Source organism: Methylobacterium adhaesivum (assembly GCF_022179065.1).
GTDB lineage: Bacteria > Pseudomonadota > Alphaproteobacteria > Rhizobiales > Beijerinckiaceae > Methylobacterium > Methylobacterium adhaesivum.
On record NZ_BPQD01000003.1, the window covers coordinates 265,750 to 290,190 of the forward strand.

20 protein-coding genes and 1 tRNA gene are annotated in these 24,441 nt (G+C 68.5%); 12 read left to right on the forward strand and 9 right to left on the reverse strand.

Going from position 1 to position 24,441, the window contains the following annotated elements; genetic code table 11:
- Positions 1-45 precede the first annotated feature (45 nt).
- From MFF01_RS05005 to MFF01_RS05015, 3 genes are all read right to left on the reverse strand, one after another.
- Positions 46-678, reverse strand: a complete 633-nt coding sequence (locus tag MFF01_RS05005; RefSeq protein WP_238222580.1) for a DUF4194 domain-containing protein — start codon at positions 676-678, stop codon at positions 46-48.
- Positions 679-943: 265 nt separating this feature from the next.
- On the reverse strand, positions 944-1,210 hold the full coding sequence (locus tag MFF01_RS05010) for a hypothetical protein (protein WP_238222582.1): 267 nt from the start codon (positions 1,208-1,210) through the stop codon (positions 944-946).
- 137 nt (positions 1,211-1,347) lie between these two features.
- Positions 1,348-2,724, reverse strand: coding sequence for a Wadjet anti-phage system protein JetA family protein (locus MFF01_RS05015; protein WP_238223080.1), 1,377 nt, complete (start codon positions 2,722-2,724; stop codon positions 1,348-1,350).
- A gap of 165 nt (positions 2,725-2,889) precedes the next feature.
- Here MFF01_RS05015 and MFF01_RS05020 point away from each other — a divergent pair, with 165 nt between their 5' ends.
- Complete coding sequence (locus MFF01_RS05020) at positions 2,890-4,137, forward strand: acyl-CoA dehydrogenase family protein (protein ID WP_238222591.1); 1,248 nt, start codon at positions 2,890-2,892, stop codon at positions 4,135-4,137.
- Positions 4,138-4,376: 239 nt separating this feature from the next.
- Here the strand turns inward: MFF01_RS05020 and MFF01_RS05025 are convergent, their stop codons facing one another.
- The 3 genes from MFF01_RS05025 to MFF01_RS05035 form a co-directional block, all read right to left on the reverse strand.
- A complete protein-coding gene (locus MFF01_RS05025; protein WP_238222593.1) occupies positions 4,377-5,531 on the reverse strand; it encodes a dimethylmenaquinone methyltransferase in 1,155 nt (384 codons plus the stop codon).
- A 146-nt stretch (positions 5,532-5,677) separates the two neighbouring features.
- Positions 5,678-6,934, reverse strand: coding sequence for a KpsE/RkpR family capsule polysaccharide export protein (locus tag MFF01_RS05030; RefSeq protein WP_238222595.1), 1,257 nt, complete (start codon positions 6,932-6,934; stop codon positions 5,678-5,680).
- A 94-nt stretch (positions 6,935-7,028) separates the two neighbouring features.
- Entirely contained in the window at positions 7,029-7,682 is a 654-nt protein-coding gene (locus MFF01_RS05035) for an ABC transporter ATP-binding protein (RefSeq protein WP_238222597.1), read from the reverse strand.
- 292 nt (positions 7,683-7,974) lie between these two features.
- Between MFF01_RS05035 and MFF01_RS05040 the strand changes: the two genes are divergently transcribed.
- The 3 genes from MFF01_RS05040 to MFF01_RS05050 all read left to right on the forward strand — a co-directional run bounded on the left by MFF01_RS05040 (position 7,975) and on the right by MFF01_RS05050 (position 9,941).
- Positions 7,975-8,064: transfer RNA gene (locus MFF01_RS05040), tRNA-Ser, on the forward strand.
- Between the two features lie 203 nt (positions 8,065-8,267).
- Positions 8,268-9,704: a radical SAM protein gene (locus MFF01_RS05045; RefSeq protein WP_238222599.1), complete on the forward strand. Its 1,437-nt coding sequence runs from the start codon at positions 8,268-8,270 to the stop codon at positions 9,702-9,704.
- A gap of 6 nt (positions 9,705-9,710) precedes the next feature.
- Positions 9,711-9,941: a DUF6894 family protein gene (locus tag MFF01_RS05050; protein WP_238222600.1), complete on the forward strand. Its 231-nt coding sequence runs from the start codon at positions 9,711-9,713 to the stop codon at positions 9,939-9,941.
- A 62-nt stretch (positions 9,942-10,003) separates the two neighbouring features.
- Here MFF01_RS05050 and MFF01_RS05055 read toward each other — a convergent pair whose 3' ends face one another.
- Positions 10,004-10,177 (reverse strand): hypothetical protein, encoded by a 174-nt coding sequence (locus MFF01_RS05055; protein WP_238222601.1) that lies wholly within the window; start codon positions 10,175-10,177, stop codon positions 10,004-10,006.
- Positions 10,178-10,393: 216 nt separating this feature from the next.
- On the opposite strand from MFF01_RS05055, the gene MFF01_RS05060 reads away from it, so the two are divergent.
- Both MFF01_RS05060 and MFF01_RS05065 read left to right on the forward strand, forming a co-directional pair.
- Positions 10,394-11,584 carry an efflux RND transporter periplasmic adaptor subunit gene (locus tag MFF01_RS05060; protein WP_238222602.1) on the forward strand — a complete coding sequence of 397 codons (1,191 nt, stop codon included), beginning with the start codon at positions 10,394-10,396 and terminating at the stop codon, positions 11,582-11,584.
- Between the two features lie 15 nt (positions 11,585-11,599).
- Complete coding sequence (locus MFF01_RS05065; protein WP_238222603.1) at positions 11,600-14,737, forward strand: efflux RND transporter permease subunit; 3,138 nt, start codon at positions 11,600-11,602, stop codon at positions 14,735-14,737.
- A gap of 226 nt (positions 14,738-14,963) precedes the next feature.
- Here MFF01_RS05065 and MFF01_RS05070 read toward each other — a convergent pair whose 3' ends face one another.
- Positions 14,964-15,872: a LysR family transcriptional regulator gene (locus MFF01_RS05070; RefSeq protein WP_238222604.1), complete on the reverse strand. Its 909-nt coding sequence runs from the start codon at positions 15,870-15,872 to the stop codon at positions 14,964-14,966.
- A 91-nt stretch (positions 15,873-15,963) separates the two neighbouring features.
- Between MFF01_RS05070 and MFF01_RS05075 the strand changes: the two genes are divergently transcribed.
- A complete protein-coding gene (locus MFF01_RS05075; protein ID WP_238222605.1) occupies positions 15,964-16,893 on the forward strand; it encodes a ring-cleaving dioxygenase in 930 nt (309 codons plus the stop codon).
- 197 nt (positions 16,894-17,090) lie between these two features.
- Positions 17,091-17,723, forward strand: a complete 633-nt coding sequence (locus MFF01_RS05080; RefSeq protein ID WP_238222606.1) for an alpha/beta hydrolase — start codon at positions 17,091-17,093, stop codon at positions 17,721-17,723.
- Positions 17,724-17,766: 43 nt separating this feature from the next.
- On the opposite strand, the gene MFF01_RS05085 is transcribed toward MFF01_RS05080, so the two are convergent.
- Complete coding sequence (locus MFF01_RS05085) at positions 17,767-19,914, reverse strand: TonB-dependent receptor (RefSeq protein WP_238222607.1); 2,148 nt, start codon at positions 19,912-19,914, stop codon at positions 17,767-17,769.
- 374 nt (positions 19,915-20,288) lie between these two features.
- Between MFF01_RS05085 and purB the strand changes: the two genes are divergently transcribed.
- The 4 genes from purB to MFF01_RS05105 all read left to right on the forward strand — a co-directional run bounded on the left by purB (position 20,289) and on the right by MFF01_RS05105 (position 24,388).
- Positions 20,289-21,596 carry an adenylosuccinate lyase gene (gene purB, locus MFF01_RS05090; protein ID WP_238222610.1) on the forward strand — a complete coding sequence of 436 codons (1,308 nt, stop codon included), beginning with the start codon at positions 20,289-20,291 and terminating at the stop codon, positions 21,594-21,596.
- A 58-nt stretch (positions 21,597-21,654) separates the two neighbouring features.
- On the forward strand, positions 21,655-22,515 hold the full coding sequence (locus tag MFF01_RS05095) for a D-amino-acid transaminase (protein WP_238222615.1): 861 nt from the start codon (positions 21,655-21,657) through the stop codon (positions 22,513-22,515).
- Between the two features lie 97 nt (positions 22,516-22,612).
- A complete protein-coding gene (locus MFF01_RS05100) occupies positions 22,613-22,936 on the forward strand; it encodes a hypothetical protein (protein ID WP_238222616.1) in 324 nt (107 codons plus the stop codon).
- Positions 22,937-23,095: 159 nt separating this feature from the next.
- On the forward strand, positions 23,096-24,388 hold the full coding sequence (locus MFF01_RS05105) for an adenylosuccinate synthase (RefSeq protein WP_238222617.1): 1,293 nt from the start codon (positions 23,096-23,098) through the stop codon (positions 24,386-24,388).
- Positions 24,389-24,441 lie beyond the last annotated feature (53 nt).

A 24,441-nucleotide genomic window follows, 5' to 3' on the forward strand; every position in this document is an offset into this window, starting at 1 on the left:
TCGAATGGACGCCCGCGCCGGGCGATGCAAGCCGCCGGGGGCGGATCAGGCGGCGTCATCCCCGGCCGAGGCCCAGGCCCGGACATGCTCCATCCAGGCGTCCGGCGACAGCACACCGACGCCGGGCAGGACCATCAGGGGCGTGAGCTTTTCCGCCTTGTCGCGCTCGCCCAGCCGCAGGGCGCCTTTTCGCGAGAACAGCCGTAGGATCTCGAGGAGGCGGGTCTCCTCCGGCGGGTCGCTGCGGGTGGCGGTGCGGATCGATTCGGCGATGTCGTCGGTGGTGCATTCCACGACGCCCTCGGTGGTCACCCGGTGGTCGCGCAGACCCTCCTCGTAGGCGAGGCGCAGGGCCAGCAGCACCAGGGTCTCGTCCTTGCGCAGGCGCTCGGACTGCGCGTCGTGGCGCACGCCGTCCGGGGGCACCTTCAGGAACACCATCTGGTCGCGGTGGGACACCTCGAAGGCATAGCCGAGGCAGGCGAAGTATCCTTGAAAGAACGGCGCGTAATGCCGGGCGAGGTCGTAGGTCCGGCCGATGCCGGGCGTGCCGGAATAGACGCACTGGCTCTTCAAGAGCACCTGCAGGGCGCGCGTCAGCTCCTCCTCCGATGGCGCGCGGGCGCCGGGCGGCGGCGGCTCGTCGCCGTCGACGATGGCGCGGAAGGGTTCGAGCATGATGGCGGTCCGGAACGCGAACGGGGCGCCGTGTCTAGCCGCCCAGGCCGCGCGGCGCCAAGGGTAATCGCACTCGCGGCGGGGTCAGGGGACACCCTCGATGCTTCGTCATCCCGGGGCCGCGCAGCGGAACCCGGGATCCAGACCCGTAGGTCCCATAAGTCTTGGCTCCGTTGGCGGCTCGGGATTCCGGGTTCGCCTGACGGCGCCCCGGAATGACGGGCCGATGTGTTTTCCCAAACATCCTAGGGGCGTGTCGCCCGGTTCAGGCGGCGGCCGGCTCTGCGCGGAACAGGGAAAGGCACTTCGTGTCCCGGTGCATGCTCAGGATCGAGGCCCGGTCGAGGGACGGGTTGGCGGCCAACACCCGGCGGACCTCGGCCACGATGCTGTCGTAGCGCGCCGCGTCGTAGTTCGGCTCCAGCGGGCTGACCGCGATGTAGGTCTCCACCACGAGGACGCGCTCGCTGCGCTCACGCCCGACCTCGACGGCGACCCAGGCGGATTTGATCAGGCACTTGCCGGACACCATGGCGAACCTCCCAACGCCGCCGCATTCCTTCCCGGGCGGATCGGCTTCAGGATGAACTCTGTCATCCGCGCTGCCAAGTGCAGTCTCGGCAATGCAGGGGACAGTCTTGAAACTGCCGAATATTGCGCCGCAAAACGTCAGCGGCTGCGTTCGATCAGAAAATCCGGGCAGTCGAGCCAGCCGTTGGCGACCCGGCCCTCGACCCGCGAGAGCCGGTAGCGCGTGCGCAAGGTGCCGTCGAACAGGACGTCGAGTTCGCGCAGGCGCTGGAACACCACGAAGGCGTCGACATCGGTGACAGGGATCTGCGAACCCCGCAGGCTTCCCTTGCGCCCGAGCCGCGCCTCGACGAAATCCGCCATCCGGTCGGGGGTGACGGCGACCCGGTGCCGGAACGCGTCCTTGGCGGCGATGAAGGCCTCCACCACCGGGTCGAGGAAGATCTCGGGCAGGGGCTCGAAATCCATGGGCGGGCGCTTCAGGCGCGGCGCGTAGAGCTGGGCGGCCCCAATGGGCGGGCGCAGGAGCGACACGCCGGAGGCGGGCGCGTCCGTCATGGCCTCGTCGGCGCCCGCGACGGCGCGGAGCGCCGCGGCCGTGCGCTCGATGCGGTCGGAATCGCGGTGATCCATGTAGCGCAAGGCCGCCGCGATCCGCCGCTCCAGGCGCGCGACGATGTCGGCGACGGCATCGAGGTGGCGGTCGAGGCCCTCGAAGATCGCCAGGATCTCGGCGAGATCCGCGCGCGCGGCCCGCTCGGCCGCCTCGATATCGGGCGCCCGGCCCTCGCGCAGGCCGGCTTCCGCCAGCGCCCGCAGGGTCAGGGGATCGCGCAACGCCCGGCCGGCCTCGCGCACGATGCCGGAGCGGAACCGGAACGGGTTGAGGCGGGTGTGGAGGGTGCGGTAGTCGCTGACGATGTGGCGGGCGACGAACTCGTCGAAATACAGCCGGAAGGCGGCGCGCTGGTCCTCCTGCGCCAGGATCCGCGCCTCGATCTTGCGCATGGAGCCGGCGAGCGTCCGCAGGTGGCTGAGGAAGGCCCGCGAGGCCTTGGCGGCGTTGACGAGGGCCTCCGAACGCTCGGCCGGATTGGCGATGGCGCTCTCGAGGCTGCCCAGCACGTCCAGGACGGCGCCGCCGTACGAGCGGGTCTCGCCCCGGTCGAGGCGGGCGAGTTCCTCGACGAGGATGCGGGCCTCGGGGTCGAAATCCACCACCGGTACGTAGCGCTCGCGCCGTTCCACCAGCCAGCCGGCATCGAGCAGGCGCCGGTAGACCGCCGAGCGGCGCTCGATGGGGTCGACGGGTGTGGTCTCGTCGTCGGCGATCTCGCCCTGGGCGAAATCGGCGGAGAAATCGCCGATGGCGGCCAGCAATTCGGTCTTGCGCAGGGGCTCTGCCGTGTCGCCGAACACCCGCGCGTGCAGGTGCAGCAGCAGCACCGCGTTGAAGGCGCGGCTCGGGGAGGCCAGGGGCCGGAACAGGTCGTCGGAGAGGCGGGTGAACAGCACGGCGGGAGACAGCCCGCCGGAGCAGCGCCTGTCAATCGCCCTGGCGTCCGCCACGGGATCGGCCGGGGCGCTATCCTCGGGCAAGTGAGGCACCAAAGCGCCGTCATGCTAGAAGCGGGGCAAGGCGCCACGCGAAGGCGCCGCGAAACGATCACGGGAGACCCCATGCCGACGCCGGATCGCCAAGAGTCCCGCCCTGCGGTGCAGGAGCCACGCCCGCCCGAACTCGCCACCCCGTGGCGCACCGACGCCCGCGCCGCCCTCCAGGCTGAGGCCCGCGCCTTCGCCCGCGACGTGGTGATGCCCATCGCCGACGAACTCGACCGGCGGAAGGCCGAGATGCCCCGCTCCCTGATCGACGCCATGGCGCAGAAGGGCTGGTTCGGCATCACCATCCCGAAGGAGCATGGCGGCCTCGGCCTGGGGGTGTTCGAATACTGCCTCGTCTCGGAGGAGCTGGCGCGGGCGTGGCTGTCGGTGGGCAGCATCCTGGCGCGCGGCCAGGGCCTCGGGACCCAGGTGCTCGACGACGGGCGCCGGGCCGAGCTGCTCGCCCGCTCGGCGCGCGGCGAATGGATCGGCAGCATCGCGCTGTCGGAGCCCACCGCCGGCTCGGACCTCGCCGGGGTCCAGACGCGGGCGGTGCGCGAGGGCGACACCTGGGTGCTCACTGGAACCAAGCGCTGGGCCGGCTTCGCGCAGGCCGCCGATTTCGTCGAGGTCCTGGCCCGCACCCGCGATCCGGAGCCCGGCGAATCGCGCTCCGCCGGCCTGGAGCCGTTCCTCGTGGTGAAGCAGCCCGGCACCTTCCCGGAGGGGATGACGGGCCAGGTCATCGACAAGATCGGCTATCACGGCTTCCTCACCTTCGAGCTCGCCCTCGATCGTGTGCGCGTGCCCGAGAGCGACCGTCTCACCGGCCTCTACGGCGACCAGGGTGCCGATGCCGATGCCGGCGGCTTCGCCTCGGTGCAGCGCGGCCTCAACATCGCCCGCGTCCACACGGCGGCCCGCGCCGTCGGCGTCGCCCGGGCGGCGGTGGAGGATTGCCAGCTCTACCTTCAGGAGCGCGAGCAGTTCGGCCACCCCATCGGCGACTTCCAGGCCCTGCGCTTCGCGCTGGCCGACATGGCGGCCGAGGTCACGCAAGCCCGTGCGTTCTGGCAGCAGGTGGCCCACTTGCTCGATGCCGGCGAGGCGGCCGAGAGCGAATCGGCCATGGTCAAGCTGCTCGCCACCGAGATGGCCGTGCGGGTGACCAACCAGGCGATGCAGCTTCATGGCGGCAACGGCTACACCACCGAGCGCCGGGTCGAGCGCTACTGGCGCGACGCCCGGCTGACCACGATCTTCGAGGGCACGAGCGAGATCCAGCGCCGGATCATCAGCGACCGGATGCTGCCCCGGCCGTGACGGGGCGCGGAGGAGAGTGGTGTCGTCCGTGAGAACGGGCGATCAAACGGCGAAAAGTATCACTCTACTTTCGGTTTGTATGTCGCGGGTCCCCTCTCCTGGAGGGAGAGGGACAGGGTGAGGTGTGTGGATTGTCCGAATAGGTCACACACCTCACCCCAACCCTCTTCTTCCAGGAGAGGAAGTCCGTCGCGCCCGCTCGAACCGAACCGATCAACCGGCGCTTCTATGTGGCACGCCTACCCCTTCCAGCCCTTCAGGGCGGCGAAGGGGCTGCTCGACGGGTCGGGCGGGGGCGGGTTGAGGATCGGCTCCACCTGGGCGATGGCGTCGGCCAGCGAAAAGGCCGAGCCGGTGGGCAGCTTGCCGCCGGCGGCGTCCTTGTGGCCGCCGCCGCGGAACCGGCGGGCGCCCTCGAGCGCGGTCTCGTCGTTGGAGCGGAACGACATGTTTCCCGTGCGCTGGACGTTGAGGACGCGCTTGGCCTTGCCCGCATCCATGATGAGGTCGGAGACGCGCTGGAACGTGCCGGAATCGAGGCCGAACGATAGGTAGGTGCCGTCGGAAAGCGGTTGGAAGAGGTCCGAGCGGGCGAGCACGCGGGCGAGACGCATCCGGGTGGTGAGGCGGGGATCGTCGGTCGCGTCGCCGGCGAGATAGCCGTTCACGATGGCGGTGCGGATGCCCCCCACCCCGGCTTCGAGTTCGGCGGGCGAGGCCCCTTCGCGCAGGCGCGCGGCGAGAGCGACCAAAAGGTCGCTGACGAAGCGGTCGTGCCATTCGTGGCCGATGGGGACGAGGTTCGAGACGTTGTCCCAGAACACCTCGTCGAGGGCGTGACCGCCCGCGAAGGTCGGCCGGTCCTTGCGCCAGAGATCGACGGCGTCCACCGCCTCCACGAGGGCGAGGAGATCGGCGTCGCCTTCCGTGGCCTCCGGCGCGTAGAGGGCGCGGCGGTGATAGGCGAGCTTCGTGGCGCAGCGGCCCTCGTCGATGAGGACGGTGATGGCCGGGTCGTCGAGGTCGAACCGCGACACGCTCGGGTCGTCGGCCTCGGCCACGGGCTCGAGGTTCTGCTCGCGCAGGCGGTCGATGGAGGAGGCGTGGTGGTCGAGGACGATGAGGCGGTGGCGCTCCTCTTCCGGACGGCCCCGGTTCATCGCCGCGAAGTTGCGGATGAAGGTGACCGCCACGGGTTCGAGGCCGAGATCCGTGAGGATCAGGGTCTCGGGTTTGCGGGTGCGGCCGAGGCGCTTCAGCTCACCCTCGACCACGGGGCCGACATCGCTGTAGCGCGGCACGTGGACGATGCGGGAGACGGGCACGAAGCGCCCGACGATGGTCGAGGCCCCATAGCCGTCGAGGTCGTGGTGGGTGATCTGGGTGACGGTCAAAGTGGGTCCTCGGAACGATTCAGGGACCGCTTATGCCGCAGTTCCGGTTCCGCCGCGACCCAGATCCGAGTGCCAGACGAAACGCCCGGACACGGGCCGTTCGCCTCTCGATCACGACGGCGCGGCGGGCGTTTCGGGAGAGACACTCAGGAGGTCTGCTTGCGCGCGACCACGGCTCCGGCGAACAGCAGGGCCGCCCCCGCGGCGATGAGGCTGATCATGAGGAGGCGGCGGGGCTGCTGGGCCGATTCCGCCTGCACCGGCGGGACGATCATGCTGAAGAACTCCACCTGCCGGGCGGCGATGATGCGCGCCCGCTCGTAGGCGGACAGCACCTTGGCGAAGTACTTCTCGGCCTCCTCGCGCTCCTGCTCCAGGGCCTCGAACTTGGTGAGGGCGTCGGCCAGGACCCGGCGCTGTTCCGGGTCCTGGCTCGCCGATTGGTTCTCGATCCGGGCGATGGCCTCGTCGAGATCCTTGATCTGGGACTTGAGGTCGATGATGCGGCGCGATTCCGGCCCGAGGTCGCGCTGGCCGAGGTTGAGCTGCACCGCGAGGTTGATGCGCGTGGTGCGAAGCTCGCCGATCACCTTCAGGTTCGCGTCGTTGGTTTTCTTGGCGTCGAGCACGCCCTCGCGGTTGCGCAGGGTCGCCATGGCGAGGCGGACCTTGGTCATCCGCTCCTCGGCGAGCTTCAGCTCGCGGGCGCTCTCGGCCACGGCGTCCTCGCGGGCGCGGTTGCTGATGCCGTTCACCATGCGCTCGCTCTCCTTGAGGATCGCCTGGGTGAGCGCCAGGGATTCGGCCGGATCGAACGCGTTGACCGTGAGGGTGATGATGCCGGACCCGCTCTCGATCTTCGTCGTCACCCGCTCGTTCCAGTAATGGACGAAGCGTTCGATGGGCTCGTCGCGGCGGAAGCGGGACGCCACGTCGATCCCGTCCCGCGAGAACATGTCGCGCAACGGAAGCTCCTTCTCCAGAACCTCCACGAGGGGGCGGCTGTGGATGTAGTTCAGGGTCACCAGGCTGTCCTGGGCCACCATCTGGGACACGACGCCCTTGGTGGTGCCGACCTGATCCGACGAAGCCTTGTCCGAGGCGCCGAGGGCCGGCCGGAGGGCGAAGCGCGCCTCCGTGACGTAGCGGTCCGAGGCGATGAGCCCGTAATAGATCCCCCCGAGCAATGTCGGCAGCACGAAGCACAGGACGAACAGGATCGGGATGACCGGATCCGACTTGACGTGGCTCTGGTAGGATCGGATGCCCTTCTTGCGGTCGGCGAAGCGGGAGACGCGGGCGACCTGGCGCAGGGACTCCGCGACGGCGTTCGAGCGGTCGGCCGTGGTGCGGTCGGCCGTGGCGATGGGCTGGCCGGTGGGATTGCGGATCTCGACGCTCATGTGCCTTCAGCCGTTCGTTCCGTTCGGGCGGCCGCCATCCGCCGTGCCCGCCCCATGCGACACCGGAACGGCGAAAGCATGTCCGAACCGGCGGTCAGGCATTGAGGCGGCGATAGACCTCGATGGCGTCGTTGACGTCCTCGTACAGGATCGCGCGCCCGTTGATGAGCACGATGCCCTGCTGGCACCAGGTGCGGATCGTCTCCATGCCGTGGGAGACCATGATGACGTTGGAATTGACGCGCCGGGCCGCGAAGGCGTCCTCGCAGCGCTTCTGGAAGCGGGCGTCGCCCACGGCCGTCACCTCGTCGATGAGGTAGGTGTCGAACGGGATCGCCATGCTCATCCCGAAGGCGAGGCGCGAGCCCATGCCCGAGGAGTAGGTCCGGATCGGCACGTCGAGGTAGCTGCCGAGTTCGGAGAAATCCTCGACGAAGTCGAGCACCCTCTTCGGGTCCTCGCCGTAGATGCGGGCGACGAAGATGACGTTGTCCCGCCCCGTCATCTGCGGGTGGAAGCCGCCGCCGAAGCCGAGGGGCCACGACACCCGCATGGTCCGCTGCACCCGCCCCCGCGACGGCGCCTCGACGCCGGCGATAAGGCGCATCATCGTCGACTTGCCGGCCCCGTTGATGCCCAGGATGCCGTAGCTCACGTTGGGCTTCAGCGTGAACGACACGCGCTCGAGGATCGTCCGGCGATGCCCGTCCGTCCGATAGATCTTGGTGACGTTGTCGAAGCGGATCACGGTCGGGGTGCGGCTCCAGGCCCGGGGACGCGCGCCGAGCCCCCGGCGTGTCGCTCGCGAAAACGGCGAATCTGAGGATGGCCCGCGCGGGGCCCGGCGCGCGGTGCGTGCCTCCCGGGTGACAGGGGCGCCGCATCGCCGGGAATCGTCACATTCGCGCGACGAACCGCACGATCGCGCCTTGCACCCCGCGAACTCCGCTAGTACAGCGTGCCACCCGCAGCGTTGCGGCGACCCAGAAAGGCTCTCCGGTTCAACCACCCGGACGCCGTCGGTCGCGATGCCGGGGGCTGGAGGGGTGGCCGAGTGGTTGAAGGCGCACGCCTGGAAAGTGTGTATACCGGAAACGGTATCGCGGGTTCGAATCCCGCTCCCTCCGCCAGCACTCATACGATTTCCATGCGATTGTTTGGTTTTGGTTCGGACGCCTCTGATGGTCCCGATAAAAGCCCGCTCATGAACAAGTGTCGTTAATTTGACATTGTATACTGCAACTTCTAGGATGTAATAGCTTGCCTGTGCCGCTTAGGAGGGGGGCATGCGTTCGCTCCGATCAAGCCATTGGAAATTATGCAAGGGGCGTGGATGCGTATCTGCGGCGAAATCCTTCCGAGCGAACCTGTTATTCAAACATTCCGTGCCTTCGAAGATTATCTCTGCGGAATAGCGATCCTCATTGGTACGTACGGCGATGCGCGTAGGACAAGCAATCTCCGTATCGAAATTTTTCGTGCACATATTAATATGCCAGTCCTAGCCTGGCGGGAAATCAACCTTGCTTCGGTCTACGACAATTCCTTCGTCGAAGTATTCTTCGATCCGGAAGAGGCTTCCCGTGATGCGACGTATGTCGTCCGCATCTGCTCGGACAACGCCTCGCATGACAATGCCGCCACGCTTTACCTGTCTGACGGCGAGGAGCGCATAGCTGGGCATGTTACCTGCAAAGCTAACGGTCGGATCAATGACGCAGACGGAATTCTTGCTAAGCTGACTTATGCTCCGCCAGTCACGAAAGAGTCAGTTCCCCCGAATCTCGAAATCAGTTTAGTGACACAATGTAATCTCAATTGTGTGCACTGTATTTCACGTGATACTCGCAAAACGGTTGGGCATCTTCGCCGGTCGGTCCGAGATGAAGTTCAAGCCTGGGCCGCAGATGGTCGCCTTAAAACTGCCTACACAGACTTCAGTGGTGACATTCTGTGGGCCGATCAGAAGTTCGGTGGGGAACTCGCGTTCTTCATCGATCTCGATATTCCGTTTCACCTCGACACCAACGGAACGCACCTGACGCGGGAGGCGGCGGATCGCCTGCTTGCCTCGAAAGTGACGTCGATCAACGTCTCCATCGATGCCGCACGGAGCGAGACTTACAAGCGTATCCGCAAAGGCTCACCTGCCTTGGATATCATCTTCGACAACATGCGAACTTTATCCGAGCGCCGGTTAGCCCTCGGGCGACAAGATCTAAAACTGTCGGCGGCTTTCGTTCTCATGCGTTCGAACATCGAGGAACTTCCGGATTTCGTACGTCGTGTGCATGCCGTTGGGTTCGACACGGTGAGGACGATCCATATGCAGGCCTACACGGCCGATATGGATGCCGAGAGTCTCTGGTTTCACCAGCAGGTGTTCAATGAATTCCGCCTCAAGGCCATCGAGACGGCGGATGCATTGGGCGTGGAACTCTTCATCGACCGTCCTTTCGACGATCGCGACAACCAGATCGGGACTTCGTACTGCACTCAGCCGTGGAAGGGCGCCTACCTGCTCGGCAACGGCGATGTTCTCGCCTGCTGCGTGCCCGGGCTACGGATGGGCAATGTATACGAAGAGTCCATGGAAGCCATCTGGAATGGTCCAAAGTATAGAGAGCTCCGGCGGACCGTGAATTCGAACGCGCCTCCGCCCTCATGCATGGCCTGCCCCTTCAACCGTAAAACCAACAATCCCTTGAGTTATACGCCTCATCACGTCATTCGTGGACGGGACTACAGCCCGGCGCTGAAATCCGCGTAATTACGCATGCCCACCTACCGCTTCACCATCCTCATCGACGACCAGACCCCACACGAACCCGTCTTCCGCCACCTGCGCGACGCCGATGCCGCCTATGACGAAGCCAAGCGGCTCGCCCAGGAAATCTGGGCGGCGAGCGGGGATCGGCGGCTGATGCGGGCCGTCGTGGTCGTCACCGACGCGGCGGGCGAGATCGTCCTCGAATTCCCCTTCACCGAGGCCATCACGGCCCCCTGAAACGAGACCGGCGCCGATGGCGAAAAGCCACGGCGCCGGTCGGGTCGTCGGCCTCGAAAAAATCAGTCGAGGCGCGAGGCCTCGGGGCCGGTGGCGCGGATGGTTTCGGGCAGGGCGGCGAAATCGGGGTAGCCGGCCTCGCGGGCCATGGCGTCGAGGGCGGAGAGGGCGTCGCTGGCGCTGCCGGTCCACAGGACGGCGCCATTGGTCTTCTGCTTGATCTGGAAGATGCTCATGGGGTTCGTCCAGTCATCGAGGGGTGATCTGAGGTCGAAACGCGCCCGACGGGCTTGAGTTGCGGGCGCGCGAAGGTTTTCGGACGCCGCCGCCGCGCCCGGCCGGAGCGAACCCGCGCGGACGCCTTGAAAAGGCCGGCCTCGGCGGGCACGCCTCCACGGATCATCGCGCGATCGATCTTCGGGGCGCGGGACGAACCCCTGTCCGGACCTGCCATGCGCGCGCGATCCCTCCTCCCCGCCCTCCTCGCGGCCTGCGTCGCGACGGGGACCGTCCGGGCGGCCGAGACCGCCGCCGTGCCCGACCCGGCGGCCCTGGCGCCCGCCGTCACCGTGGTGCCGGCCGAGACCCGCGAGGTCGTCGAGCGGGCCATGGTCACCGGCACCCTGGTGCCCCGCGACGAGATCCTGGTCGCCCCCGAGATCGAGGGCACGCGCATCACCGAACTTTTGGTTGAAGAGGGCGCGCGGGTGGAGAAGGGCCAGCCGCTGGCCCGCCTCTCCGTCGAGATGATCGTCACCCAGGAGGCCGCCAACGCCGCCGCCCTGGCGCGGGCCGAGGCTGCCATCGTCCAGGCCCGGAGCCAGATCGTCCAGGCGGAGGCGGCGCAGGTCGAGGCCGATCTGGCCCTGGCGCGTTCGCGCAGCCTCGTGACGACGGGCAACGCCACGGCGGCCGTGCTGGAACAGCGGGTCTCGGCCGCGCAAGGGGCGGCCGGGCGCCTCGCCGCCGCCCGCGGCGGGCTCCAGCTCGCCGAGGCCGACCGCGCCACCGCCCGCGCGCAAGGGGCCGAGATCGCCCTGCGCCGCGCCCGGACGGACATCCGCGCGCCCGAGGGCGGCATCGTCAGCCGCCGCACGGCGCGGGTCGGCGCCACGGCGAGCGCGCTGGGCGAACCCATGTTCCGCCTCATCGCCCGGGGCGAGATCGAACTCGAGGGCGAGATCCCGGAGGTCTCGATGCCGGGGCTGAAGGTCGGCGATCCCGTCGTTCTCGACGGCGAGGGCGGCCGCACCCTGAGGGGCCAAGTCCGCCGCATCGATCCGGAGGTCGACCGCATGACCCGCCTCGGCCGGGCCCGTATCGCGCTTGCCCCCGACCCGTCCCTGCGCATCGGCGCCTTCGCCCGCGGCAAGGTCGAGGTCGCCCGCCGGCGCGGGGTCACGGTGCCGCTCTCGGCGGTGCTCTACGCCGCCGACGGGGCGGCCTCGGTGTTCGTGGTGAAGGATGACCGCGCCGAGGTCCGCCGGATCGAGCCGGGCCTCGCCGCCGACGGCGTCCTCGAAATCCGCTCCGGCGTCGCGGCGGGCGAAGCCGTGGTGGCCCGCGCCAGCTCCTTCCTGCGCGACGGCGACCGGGTGCGGGCGGTGCAGCCGGCCCAGGCCGACGCCGCGCCCGCGCGCTGAACCGGAGCCGACGCCATGCGCCTCAACATCTCCGCCTGGGCCATCCGCAAGCCGATCCCGTCCCTCGTGCTGTTCCTCGTGCTCGTGGTGCTCGGCCTCGTGAGCTTTCGCGCGTTGCCGATCACCCGGTTTCCCAACATCGACATCCCCATCGTCGCCGTGACGGTGACGCAGGCCGGGGCGGCGCCCTCCGAACTGCAGACGCAGGTGACGAAGGTGGTGGAGGACGCGGTGGCGGGCGTGAAGGGCGTCAAGCACACCCTCTCGGCCATCACGGAGGGCATCTCGACGACCACCATCGAGTTCCGCCTGGAGACCAACACCGACCGGGCGGTGAACGACGTCAAGGACGCCATCTCGAAGGTGCGGGTGAACCTGCCCCGCACCATCGACGAGCCGATCATCAACCGGGTCGAGATCGCCGGCCTGCCGATCATGATCTACGGCGCCGCCGCCCCGGCGATGACGCCCGAGGACCTGTCCTGGCTCATCGACGACGTCGTCGCCCGCCAGATCCAGGGCGTGAAGGGGGTGGGCGGCGTCGAGCGCCTCGGCGGCGTCGCCCGCGAAATCCGCGTCACCCTGAAGCCCGACCGCCTGCTGGCGCTCGGCATCACGGCGGCCGACGTCAACCGGCAGCTGCGCCTCACCTCCGCCGACATGGCCGGCGGGCGCGGCGAACTCGGCGGCCAGGAGCAGTCGATCCGCACACTCGCGGGGGCGGCGAGCCTCGACACCCTGGCCCAGACCTCCATCGTCGTGCCGGGCAACCGCAAGGTCCGCCTCGACGAACTCGCGACCCTCGTCGACGGCGCCGAGGAGCCCCGCACCTTCGCCCGCTTCAACGGCGAGCCCGTGGTCGCCTTCGCGATTTCCCGCGCCACGGGGGCGAGCGACGCCGAAGTGGCGACGGCGGTGGCGAAGAAGATCGACGAGCTGCGGGGCAAGCACCCGGGCGTGCGCTTCGACCTCATCGACACCTCCGTCACCAACACGGTGGGCAACTACCACTCGGCGATGCTGAGCCTCGTGGAGGGCGCAAGCCTCGCCGTCATCGTGGTGTTCCTGTTCCTGCGCGACTGGCGCGCGACCCTCATCGCCTCCATCGCCCTGCCGCTCTCGGTGCTGCCGACCTTCTGGGTGATGAACACGCTGGGCTTCTCGCTCAACGCGGTCAGTCTGCTCGCCATCACCCTGGTCACCGGCATCCTCGTCGATGATGCCATCGTGGAGATCGAGAACATCGTCCGGCACATGCGCATGGGGAAATCACCCTACCGGGCGGCCCTCGAAGCGGCGGACGAGATCGGCCTTGCCGTCATCGCCATCACGGCGACCATCATGGCGATCTTCGCGCCGGTCTCGTTCATGAGCGGCATCGCCGGGCAGTACTTCAAGCAGTTCGGCCTCACCATCGCGGCGGCCGTGTTCATGTCGCTGCTGGTGGCCCGCCTCGTCACGCCGCTCCTCGCCGCCTACTTCCTGCGCGACCACGGCCCCGAGGACGAGCGCGCCGGCCCGGTCATGCGCGCCTATATCCGTGTGGTGGCGTGGTCCGTGCGCCACAAGTTCATCACCCTGGTGGTCGGCCTCGTGTGCTTTGCCGCCTCGATCCTCTCCACCGGCCTGCTGCCGGCGGGCTTCCTGCCCGCCGAGGACGCGGCCCGCACCATCTTTGTCGTGGAGCTTCCGCCAGGGGCGCGGCTCGCCGACACCACCCGGGTCAGCGACGGCCTCGTCGATCGCATCCGCGCCCTGCCCGAGGTGCGCAGCGTCTTCGTCGATGGCGGGCGGCAATTGCCGGGCAAGAAGGAGGTGCGGCTCGCCACCTTCACCATCAACCTGACGCCGAAGAACACCCGCCACCGCACCCAGAAGCAGATGGACATCGCCATCGGGGCGATCCTGCGCGAGGTGCCCGATATCCGTTTCTGGGCCCTGCGCGAGAGCGGCCAGCGCGACCTCACCCTCATCGTTTCGGGGCCCGACAAGGCCGTAGTGGCCGACGTAGCGGCCCGGCTCCAGCGCGAGGCGGCGGCGGTGCCCCACCTCGTCAACGTACTCTCCACGGCGCCGCTCGACCGCACGGAGATTCGCATCCGCCCGAAAGCCGGGGTCGCGGCCGATCTCGGCGTCTCCACCGATCTCATCGCCGAGACCGTGCGGGTCGGCACCATCGGGGACATCGGCGCCAACTTGGCCAAGTTCAACGCCGTGGACCGGCAGGTGCCGATCCGCGTGATGCTGCCCGAGCGCCTGCGCGGCGACCTCGCGCAGTTGGAGAGCCTGAAGGTGCCGGTGAAGGGCGGGGCCTCCGTGCCCCTCTCGACGGTGGCCGACCTCAGTCTCGGGCGGGGGCCGACGGCCATCGACCGCTACGACCGCGCCGTCCGGGTGGCCCTCGAGGCCAACATGGAGGGCTCGGATGCCCTCGGCTCCCTCATCGCCAGCGTCCTCGATCTGCCGGCGGCCAAGACCCTGCCGCCGGGCGTCGTCATCCGCCAGACCGGCGACGCCGAGGTGATGGGCGAGGTGTTCGAGGGCTTCGCCCTGGCCATGGGCGCCGGCCTCATGATGGTGTTCGGCGTCCTCGTGCTCTTGTTCGGCAACTTCCTTCAGCCGCTCACCATCCTGTTCTCCCTGCCGCTCTCCATCGGCGGGGCGATCCTCGGGCTCCTCATCTTCAACAAACCCATTTCCATGCCGGTGGTCATCGGCATCCTCATGCTCATGGGCGTGGTGACGAAGAACGCCATCATGCTGGTGGATTTCGCCCTCGAAGAGATGGCCAAGGGCGTCGACCGCGCCACCGCCATCACCGATGCCGGTGCCAAGCGGGCGCGCCCCATCGTGATGACCACCATCGCGATGGCGGCCGGCATGGTGCCCTCCGCCATGGCGCTCGGCATCGGCGGCGAGTTCCGCTCCCCCATGGCCATCGCGGTCATCGGCGGCCTCATCGTCTCGACGGGCCTGTCCCTCATCTTCGTGCCGGCGATCTTCGTGCTAGTCGACGACCTGTCGCGCCTGTTCGTGCGCGGCTTCGGCCGCTTCATCGGCGCCAGGGACGAGCCGGAGGACGGGCCCTTCGCCCTGCCCCCGCCCTCGGCCAACGACCCCAAGGGGTTTTCGCCGCGCATCGCGGCGGAGTGAGTCTTTCGCGATCTCGCCCGGTTTGGTGCGGTTTCCGGGGCATCACATCGGGGCGTGGTGACTCGCAGGTCCCCACACCTTCCAGGAGAGGGACAGGGTGAGGTGTGTGACCTTTTCGGAGATGGACCACACCTCACCCCAACCCTCTCCTTCCAGGAGAGGGAGCCCGTCGCGGCCGCTCGATCCGAAGTGATCGCCCAAAATCGGCCCGACCCGCCGGCCCCCCTCACTGCGCCCAAGGCGCAGCCGACAGGGCACGGGCGAGATAATCCGCCAGCGCCGTGACCCGCGCGGGGCGCGGATCGCCCGGCGGCGTCACGAGGTGGAGGGCGATCGGCGGCGGCGACCAGTCCGGCAGGACGCGTTCCAGGCGCCCCGTCGCGAGGTCGTCCCACAGCATGAAATCCGGCTGCACGGCGAGGCCGAGCCCGGCGCGGAGCGCCGGCGCCAACGCATCGGCGTTGTTGGCCCGCAGCGGTCCGCCCGGAATCACCACGGCCTCGGCGCCGTCCGGGCCGACGAAACGCCAGCGCTCGGGACTCGGCAGGTAGGCGTAGCCGAGGCAGGCGTGACGGGCGAGGTCGTGCGGATGCCCCGGCCGCCCATGGGCGTCGAGGTAGGACGGCGCGGCCACGAGGGAGCGGTGGACGCCGCAGAGCCGCCGGGCGCGCAGGGACGAATCCGGCAGGGCCGCGATGCGGAGCCCCAGGTCGAACCCTCCCCCGATGAGGTCGATGACCGCATCACTGAGGTGCAGATCGATGGTGAGACCCGGATGGGCGGCGAGGAAATTCGGTAAGAGCGGCGCCACGTGCATCACCCCGAACGACATCGGGGCCGCGAGGCGCACCCGCCCGCGCGGAGCCGCCGCTCCGGCGCTGGCCTCGGCCTCCGCCGCCTCGCCCTCGGCCAGCAGCCGAGCCGCCCCCTCCCGCGCCGCGAGGCCCGCTTCCGTGAGCGCGAGCTTGCGCGAGGTGCGGTGGAACAGGCGAGCGCCGATGCGGGCTTCGAGCCGCGCCACCGCTTTCGAGACGGTGGCGGGCGAGACCCCGAGATCCCGCGCCGCCTGACCGAACGAGCCGGTCTCGGCCACCTTGGCGAACACCGCCCAGGCCTCGAAGTCGGGGAGTTTCATGCTAAATCCGGAAACGATGTGTTTCCATCGTTTCCGTTTTCTTTGAATTCGGCAAGGGCCATGTTGGCTTCAACACGAAGGAGATATCGCCATGGCTCGGCACGGACTGCATCACGTCACAGCCTTTTCCGGCGCGGCGGCGCGCAACCTCGATGTCTACACCCGCATCCTCGGCCTGCGGCTGGTGAAGAAGACCGTCAATTTCGACGAGCCGGGCACCTACCACCTCTATTACGGCGACGAGACCGGCCGGCCCGGTACGATCCTCACCTTCTTCCCCATCGCCCATGCGGCCCCCGGCCGGGCCGGCGTCGGCGAGACGGAGGAGACGGCGTTCCGTGTGCCTCGCGCCGCCATCGGCTGGTGGGTGCAGCGCCTCGTCGAGACCGGCCTTTCCCATGAGGCGCCCGTCGCGGTGATGGGCGAGCCGACCCTGCGTTTCCGCGATCCCGACGGGACGCGTCTGGCCCTCGTCGGCGTCGCCGAGGCGGGCGAGGCATCGGCCTGGACCGGCGGCGACGTGCCGCCCTCGCACGCCATCCGCGGCCTGCACGGCGTCACCCTTCTGCTCGGCGAGTCCGGTCCCACGGCCGCGATCCTGACCGACGTCCTCGGCTTCACCGAAGACGCGCGCGAGGGCAGCGCGGTCCGCTACGCGAGCGGCGCATCGGAGGGCGGTTTCGTCACCCTGCGCACCGAGAATGCGGTCCCGCGCGGCCGGCAGGGCGCCGGCACCGTGCACCACATCGCCTTCCGGGCAGCGGACGACGCGGCCCAGGAAGCCATGGTGCGGGTCCTCACCGAGCGGTTCGGCCTCGCCGTCACCGAGCAGCGCGACCGCGCCTATTTCCGCTCGGTCTACTTCCGCGAGCCCGGCGGCGTCCTGTTCGAGATTGCCACGGATATGCCCGGTTTCGATATCGACGAGGCCGTGGCTGACCTCGGCACCGGATTGAAGCTGCCCGCAGGCCTGGAGCCGCACCGGGCCCGGATCGAGGACGCCCTGCCGCCCCTCATCTGAAGTGAACTCCCGTCGATCAATTCGCCACGGCCGCATCTCTGGAAGGTTGAGGTGACTCGCGGGTCCCCTCTCCTCCCAGGAGAGGGAGCACCGTTGCGACCTTTCGATTCGTTGTGACCCGGCATCTTCCGTTCGTTCGCCCCGACCCGCATCCGGCGGGCCGGGCGCCCTTTCAAATACGTGCCCGGAGAAGTGTCATGACCGCGTCCGACCCGACCAAGCTCGGCTTCGTCCACCGCTTCGAGGCGGGGACGGCTTCGCATCGCCCGCCCCTGCTCCTGCTCCACGGCACCGGCGGCGACGAATCCGATCTCCTGCCCCTCGGCCGCGCCGTGGCGCCGGGGGCGGCCCTGCTGTCGCTGCGCGGGCCGGAACTGGAGAACGGAATGCCCCGCTTCTTCCGGCGCCTCGCCGAGGGCGTGTTCGACGAGGACAGCGTCCGCCGCCGCGCGGCCGACCTCGCGGCCTTCATCGGGCAGGCGCGGACGGCCTACGGGCTTCCCGCCCCCGTGGCCCTCGGCTTCTCCAACGGTGCCAACATCGCCGCCGCCGTCCTGCTGCTGCATCCGGGCGTGCTCGCCGGGGCCGTGCTCCTGCGCCCGATGATGCCCCTGGCCGACCCGCCGGCCGTCGCCCTGGACGGCCTGCCGATCCTGATGCTGTCGGGGGCCCAGGACCCCATCGTGCCGGAGGCGAACGCCCGGGCGCTGGCCGAGGTGTTCCGCAGGGCCGGTGCCCGGGTCGAGCACACGATCCTGCCGGCTGGACACGGCCTGTCCCAGGGCGATGTCACCGCCGCCGAAGCCTGGATCGCGGGCCTCGCGAAGTGAAACGGGCGCCGGCCTCGCGGCCGGCGCCTCTTTCCGTGACGCTTCAGAAGTTCGCCACGATCTGGAACCGCACGAGGCGGGGCGCCCCGGGGGAGATGTTGTTGTTGCCGTCGGCGGTGGCGATGTAGCGCCGGTCGAACAGGTTCTCGATGTTGACCTGGGCGCGGACGAACTCATTCACGCGGTAGAACAGGCCGAGGTCGAACCGCGAGAAGCCCGGCAGCCGGACGGTGTTGTCCGAGGATGCGAAGGTGTGTGTCTGGTAGATGTAGCCGACGCCGAACGAGAACGCCTGGGTGACGTCGAACTTGTTCCAGAGGGTGAAGGTGTTGAACGGCACGAGGCCGACAGTGTTGCCCGCCGTGATCGGGGTGCTGCCGTTGGTGAAGCCGCTGACGATGCGGGCGTCCGTGAAGGCGTAGCCGCCCGCCACCTGCCACCAATCGGCGACGTAGCCGTTGGCGCCGATCTCGGCGCCCTTCGTGTTGGTCTGTCCGGTGGCGAGGAAGAAGCCCGGCTGGTTCGGATCGCTGAGGCGCTGGTTGAAGCGGTCGAGGTTGTACAGGGCGCCCGTGAGCTGCAGCACCGGGCTGACGTCGTATTTCACCCCGATCTCGGAGTTCACGAACTTCTCCGGCTGGGTGACGGCGAGGCCGCTCGTCAGGGTGCCGAACTGGTCGCCGGCGCTCGGCAGGTACGACACCGAGTGACTGGCATAGAAGGCGAGGTTGGCCAGCGGCTTCACCACCACGCCGACGCGCGGCGAGACGAGGTCGTCGATGCGGCTCTGAATGACGTTGGTGCGCCGGTCGCGGGCCGAGAAGTCGAAATGGTCGTAGCGCAGGCCGCCGATGAACTGCAGGTGCTCGTCGACCTCGATCTGGTCTTGCGCGTAGACCGCCGCCAGGCCGAGATCGTAGGCGCTGTTGACGCCCGACGCGATGTTGCGGAACGTCACCGGCACCCGCGAGACCGGGCTCAACGGGTTCACCACCAGAGTCTGTGTTCCGGTCGTGGCGAAGAACCCGTCCTGCCGGAACGCGATGCCGGTCTGGTAGCCGAGTTCGAACCCGCCGAGGAGGGTGTGCTTGAGGGGGCCGGTGTCGAACTTGTAGGTGAAGTCGTTCTGGCTGAAGTAGTTCGTCCGGTTGGTCTCGTTGTTGTACGCGGCGATGTTCACCCGCGTCCCGGCGGCGTTCACCGCTCCGCCCGGATAGATGTTCTGATAGAACTTCTGGTAGTCGGCAAACCGCAGCTGGCTGTGCATCTGCACGCCCGAGTCGAACGCGTGGTCGAGGACCGCCGTGGCGATATTGGCATCGACCCGCGCGTAGCTGTCGAACGGATTGCCAAAGAAGGTCGCGGTGTTGTCGCGGTAGCGATAGGGCCGGCCGAACTGCGAGGGAATGCCCCGGTCGGCGGTGCGCTCGTCGTGGAAGTACTCGTAGGAGAGCTTCAGGGTGGTGGCCGGCCCGAGCAGGAAGGTCATCGTCGGATTCACGCCGTAGCGGCGGATGTCCACGAAATCGCGGTAGGTGCCGGTGTCCTCGAACACCCCGTTGAGGCGGAAGGCGACGGTCTCGTTGATCCGGTCGCCGGCATCGACGGAGACGCGCTTGTTCCAGTACTGGCCGCCCTGGAGCACCACCTCGCGGACCGGCACGCCGTCGGCCTCCTTCAGCACGCGGTTGATGATGCCGCCACCGCCGCCGCGGCCGAAGATCATCGCGTTGGAGCCCTTCAGCACCTCGATGCGCTGGGTGTTGTACAGGTCGCGGAAATACTGGACGTCGTCCCGCACGCCGTTGACGAAGAAGTCCGCGTTGGACCGCTGGCCGCGGATGACGACGTCGTCGCGGTTGCCCTCGCCCTGGTGCGGGATGATTCCGGGCACGTAGCGGATCGCCTCGTTGATGCTCTGGAAACCCTGGTCGCGGATCTGCTGCTGGGTCACCACCGACACCGATTGCGGCGTGTCGAGGAGCGGCGTGTCGGTCTTCGTGGCCGTGCGGGTCTGCCGGGTCAGGTAGCCGATGGTGGCGCCGCCCGCCGCCGCGCCCTCGACGCTGAGCTGGTCGAGGGTGACGGCCTGGCCTGTTTCCCCCGGCGCAGGCTGCGCCTGCGCCGTACCCGCCGCCAAGCTCCCCGCCAAGAGGAGCCCGACCACCGGCCCATCGCATCTCCGAAGCATGATCGTAACTTTCGTCGTCCCGCCGGGCCGTCAGGCGGCGCGTAACAAGTGGGAAACATTCCCCACGGCCGGCGCCCGTCTACGATGCGGCGCAGGAACGACAAGCGCTCCGAAATGGCTATTCCGGCTGTTGATTTTTAGCTGTTCTAAGACTTGTTACAGGAAGACCGCTAAGTGCCGTGGCATCGGCACGAAAAAGAGCTCATTTCCATCCTGTAATTGCTCCAGTCTGGCAAAGTCTCTTGTGGGGATTGATAAAAATACAACACGGGTCGCGGCGGGCGGCCCTGTTGGCGCCGTGGTTGAGGCCGCCCCCTCCCCCATGCTAGGCGCCCCCTCAGAGAAGCCCGCATCGTGAAGAGTCCGAGGCGCCCATGATCCCCCGTTACAGCCGCCCCGAGATGACCGCGATCTGGTCACCCGAGACCCGCTTCAAGATCTGGTTCGAGATCGAGGCGAACGCCACGACGGCGCTCGCCGAGATCGGCGTGGTGCCGAAGGCCGCCGCCGACACGATCTGGGAGAAGGGCCGCGACGCGGTGTTCGACGTCGCGCGCATCGACGCCATCGAGGCGGTGACGAAGCACGACGTCATCGCCTTCCTCACGCATCTCGCCGAGATCGTCGGCCCGGAGGCGCGCTTCGTCCACCAGGGCATGACCTCGTCGGACGTCCTCGACACCTGCTTCAACGTGCAGCTCGTGCGCGCCGCCGACCTTCTTATCAAGGACGTCGATGCCCTGCTCGCCGCGATCAAGCGCCGGGCCTTCGAGCACAAGATGACGCCGACCATCGGCCGTTCGCATGGCATTCATGCCGAGCCCGTCACCTTCGGGCTCAAGCTCGCGCAGGCTTACGCCGAGTTCGAGCGCAACCGCGCCCGCCTCGTGGCGGCCCGCGAGGAGGTGGCGACCTGCGCCATTTCGGGGGCGGTCGGCACCTTCGCCAACATCGACCCACGCGTCGAGGCGTACGTCGCCAAGGCCATGGGCCTGTCACCCGAGCCGGTCTCGACCCAGGTGATCCCGCGCGACCGCCACGCCATGTTCTTCGCGACTTTGGGCGTGGTGGCGAGCTCCGTCGAGCGCCTGTCCATCGAGGTGCGCCATCTCCAGCGCACGGAAGTGCTGGAGGCGGAAGAGTTCTTCTCGGAAGGCCAGAAGGGCTCGTCGGCCATGCCGCACAAGCGCAATCCCGTGCTCACCGAGAACCTCACGGGCCTCGCCCGCATGGTGCGCTCCTACGCGCTCCCCGCCATGGAGAACGTGGCCCTGTGGCACGAGCGCGATATCTCGCACTCTTCCGTCGAGCGGATGATCGGCCCTGACAGTACCGTGACCCTCGACTTCGCGCTCGGCCGCCTTACCGGGGTCATCGACAAGCTGCTGATCTACCCTGAGCAGATGCAGCGCAACCTCGACAAGCTCGGCGGCCTCGTCCACTCGCAGCGCGTGCTCCTCGCGCTCACCCAGGCCGGCGTCTCCCGCGAGGATTCGTACCGGCTGGTCCAGCGCAACGCCATGCCGGTCTGGCGCGGCGAGGGCGACTTCCTCACCCTGCTGAAGGCCGATTCCGACGTCACCGCCGCGTTGACGCCCGAGCAGATCGAGGATTGCTTCGACCTCGGCTACCACTTCAAGCACGTCGACACGATCTTTTCGCGGGTGTTCGGCGCCGCCTGAACCCCGTCGCACGATTCCTGCGTCGCGCATCCTCTCTCAGCGATCCGAAGGCCAACCCGTGTCGAACCCCCGCATCGTCTACCTCAACGGCGACTTCCTGCCCTTCGACGAGGCGCGGGTACCGATCATGGATCGCGGCTTCCTGTTCGCCGACGGGATCTACGAGGTCTCGGCGATCCTCGACGGCCGCCTCGTCGACAACGAAGCGCACCTCGCCCGCCTCGACCGGTCCCTGGGCGAGATCGACATCGCCAACCCGCACACGCTTGGCGAATGGGTGGCCCTGCAGACGGAGCTGGTGGCCCGCAACGGCGTCGCAGAAGGTCTCGTCTACATGCAGGTGACGCGCGGCGTGTTCGAGCGCGACTTCGCCTATCCGCCGGCCGGCACCCGGCCGACGGTGATGATGTTCACGCAGGAAAAGACCGTGGCGGCCAATCCCCTGGCGGCCAAGGGCGCGCGCGTCATCACCGTGCCGGATCTCCGCTGGAAGCGCCGGGACATCAAGTCCGTGGCCCTCCTCGCCCAGGTTCTGGCCAAGCAGCAGGCCGCGGCCGCCGGGGTGGCGGAAGCCTGGATGGTCGAGGACGACGCGGTGACGGAGGGCTCGTCCTCGACGGCCTTCATCGTCACGGCCGGCGGCACCCTCGTCACCCGTCCGCTCTCGACGGCGCTCCTGCCCGGCATCACCCGGCAGGCGGTCCTGCGCCTCGCGGCCGAGGCCGGGCTCGCTCTCGAGGAGCGCCTGTTCTCCGTGGCCGAAGCCCTTGCGGCGCAGGAGGCCTTCTACACTAGCGCCTCGGCCTTCGTGATGCCGGTGGTGGAACTCGACGGAAAGACCATCGGCACCGGCGCTCCCGGTCCGCACACGCGGCGGTTGCGCGAACTCTACCTGGAACTGGCCCGCGCCGGGACCTGATCCCGGCACAAGACGGCCGCGTCTCGTCGCAACGCAGGAACGCATCGGCATCGCATCGGTTTGTCCGGGACATGTCCCCCTCCGAAGAGGTGAACCGATGCGTACGATCCGGCCCGCGATAGCATGGCCCCTGGCCGCCGGCCTGAGCCTGATGGCGTCCGCCGCCCTCGCCCAGACCACCGCGCCGAACCTGCCGCCCCCGAGCCAGACCGTGCCCGAGAAGATCCAACCCGATGCCGGAGCGCCTGGTACGGGGGGGACGCTGAGCGACCGCCTCGAAAAGAACGACGGCGTGATCAAGCCGCCGGCCAACACCGCCCCCGGCCTCGTGGTGCGCCCGCCCGATCCGAACCCCGGTTCGATGCCGGTGATCAAGCCCGGCGATCTGCCCGGACGCGAGCCCGGCACGGAGGCCAAGTGATCCGGCGGAGGGAGACCGCCATCCCCCGATGATTCGGCACGGGTTTGGCGCCTTGCTTGATTTCCGCGGACGGATCGCGGAAAGACCCGGAGATTGCGGAGGTCCGGCCCATGCGGCCGGGCCGCCTTCGCGCGGGTCCTCCGGACAGGTCTTTTGTGAATGACAAACGTCGTCGTCGTAGGCGCCCAGTGGGGTGACGAAGGCAAGGGCAAGATCGTCGACTGGCTCTCCGAGCAGGCCGACGTGGTGGTTCGCTTCCAGGGCGGGCACAATGCCGGGCATACCCTGGTGGTGAACGGCGTCACCTACAAGCTGGCGCTGCTGCCCTCCGGCGTGGTGCGTGGCGGCAAGCTGTCGGTCATCGGCAACGGCGTGGTGGTGGATCCGTGGCACCTCGTCGACGAGATCGCCCGCCTCCAGGCCCAGGGCGTCGAGATTTCACCCAAGACCCTGCGGATCGCCGACAACGCCACGCTGATCCTGCCCCTGCACCGCGAACTCGATCATTTCCGCGAGACCTCGAATGCGGGGCTGAAGATCGGCACGACGAAGCGCGGCATCGGTCCGGCCTACGAGGACAAGGTCGGGCGCCGTGCCATCCGGGTCGTCGATCTCGCCGACGAGAGCACGCTCGCCGCCAAGATCGAGCGGGTGCTGACCCACCACAACGCCCTGCGGCGCGGGCTCGGCATCGACGAGGTCGATGCCGGCGCGCTTCTCTCCGAGCTCAAGGCCATCGCGCCCACCATCCTGCCCTACGCCGACACCGTGTGGAAGCTCCTCGACGAGGAGCGCCGGGCCGGCAAGCGCATCCTGTTCGAGGGTGCGCAGGGCGCGCTCCTCGACGTCGACCACGGCACCTACCCGTTCGTGACCTCCTCCAACATCGTCGCCGCCCAGGCCGCCACGGGGTCGGGCATGGGCCCGTCGGCCATCGGCTACGTGCTGGGGATCGCCAAGGCCTACACCACCCGTGTCGGCGAGGGTCCGTTCCCCACCGAGCTCTTCGACGAGATCGGCGAGACCATCGGCGCCAAGGGCCGCGAGTTCGGCGTCAACACCGGGCGCAAGCGCCGCTGCGGCTGGTTCGATGCCGTGTTGGTGCGCCAGACCGTGAAGACCTCGGGCATCGACGGCATCGCTCTGACCAAGCTCGACATCCTCGACGGGTTCGAGACCATCAAGGTCTGCACCGGCTACCGCCTAGAGGGCCAGGTGATCGACCATCTGCCGGCCAACCAGGCCGCCCAGGCCAAGGTCGAGCCCATCTACGAGACCATCGAGGGCTGGTCCGGCACCACGGCCGGGGCCCGGTCCTGGGCCGATCTGCCGGCGCAGGCCATCAAGTACGTGCGCCGCATCGAGGAACTCATCGGTGCGCCAGTGGCGCTGCTCTCGACCTCGCCGGAGCGCGACGACACGATCCTGATGCACAGCCCCTTCGAGGATTGAGAGCGAAGCGGACGGGCGGCGCATCCGCTCCTGGGCGGGGCGCCGCTTCTTGA

What these genes read in the sequence shown, in the direction of transcription:
- MFF01_RS05005 (WP_238222580.1), bottom strand. Translation starts at nt 678, where the DNA reads ATGCTCGAACCCTTCCGCGCCATCGTCGACGGCGACGAGCCGCCGCCG.
- MFF01_RS05010 (WP_238222582.1), bottom strand. Translation starts at nt 1,210, where the DNA reads ATGGTGTCCGGCAAGTGCCTGATCAAATCCGCCTGGGTCGCCGTCGAG.
- MFF01_RS05020 (WP_238222591.1), top strand. Translation starts at nt 2,890, where the DNA reads ATGCCGACGCCGGATCGCCAAGAGTCCCGCCCTGCGGTGCAGGAGCCA.
- MFF01_RS05030 (WP_238222595.1), bottom strand. Translation starts at nt 6,934, where the DNA reads ATGAGCGTCGAGATCCGCAATCCCACCGGCCAGCCCATCGCCACGGCC.
- MFF01_RS05045 (WP_238222599.1), top strand. Translation starts at nt 8,268, where the DNA reads ATGCGTATCTGCGGCGAAATCCTTCCGAGCGAACCTGTTATTCAAACA.
- MFF01_RS05050 (WP_238222600.1), top strand. Translation starts at nt 9,711, where the DNA reads ATGCCCACCTACCGCTTCACCATCCTCATCGACGACCAGACCCCACAC.
- MFF01_RS05055 (WP_238222601.1), bottom strand. Translation starts at nt 10,177, where the DNA reads ATGAGCATCTTCCAGATCAAGCAGAAGACCAATGGCGCCGTCCTGTGG.
- MFF01_RS05060 (WP_238222602.1), top strand. Translation starts at nt 10,394, where the DNA reads ATGCGCGCGCGATCCCTCCTCCCCGCCCTCCTCGCGGCCTGCGTCGCG.
- MFF01_RS05065 (WP_238222603.1), top strand. Translation starts at nt 11,600, where the DNA reads ATGCGCCTCAACATCTCCGCCTGGGCCATCCGCAAGCCGATCCCGTCC.
- MFF01_RS05070 (WP_238222604.1), bottom strand. Translation starts at nt 15,872, where the DNA reads ATGAAACTCCCCGACTTCGAGGCCTGGGCGGTGTTCGCCAAGGTGGCC.
- MFF01_RS05075 (WP_238222605.1), top strand. Translation starts at nt 15,964, where the DNA reads ATGGCTCGGCACGGACTGCATCACGTCACAGCCTTTTCCGGCGCGGCG.
- MFF01_RS05080 (WP_238222606.1), top strand. Translation starts at nt 17,091, where the DNA reads ATGACCGCGTCCGACCCGACCAAGCTCGGCTTCGTCCACCGCTTCGAG.
- MFF01_RS05085 (WP_238222607.1), bottom strand. Translation starts at nt 19,914, where the DNA reads ATGCTTCGGAGATGCGATGGGCCGGTGGTCGGGCTCCTCTTGGCGGGG.
- purB (WP_238222610.1), top strand. Translation starts at nt 20,289, where the DNA reads ATGATCCCCCGTTACAGCCGCCCCGAGATGACCGCGATCTGGTCACCC.
- MFF01_RS05100 (WP_238222616.1), top strand. Translation starts at nt 22,613, where the DNA reads ATGCGTACGATCCGGCCCGCGATAGCATGGCCCCTGGCCGCCGGCCTG.
- MFF01_RS05105 (WP_238222617.1), top strand. Translation starts at nt 23,096, where the DNA reads ATGACAAACGTCGTCGTCGTAGGCGCCCAGTGGGGTGACGAAGGCAAG.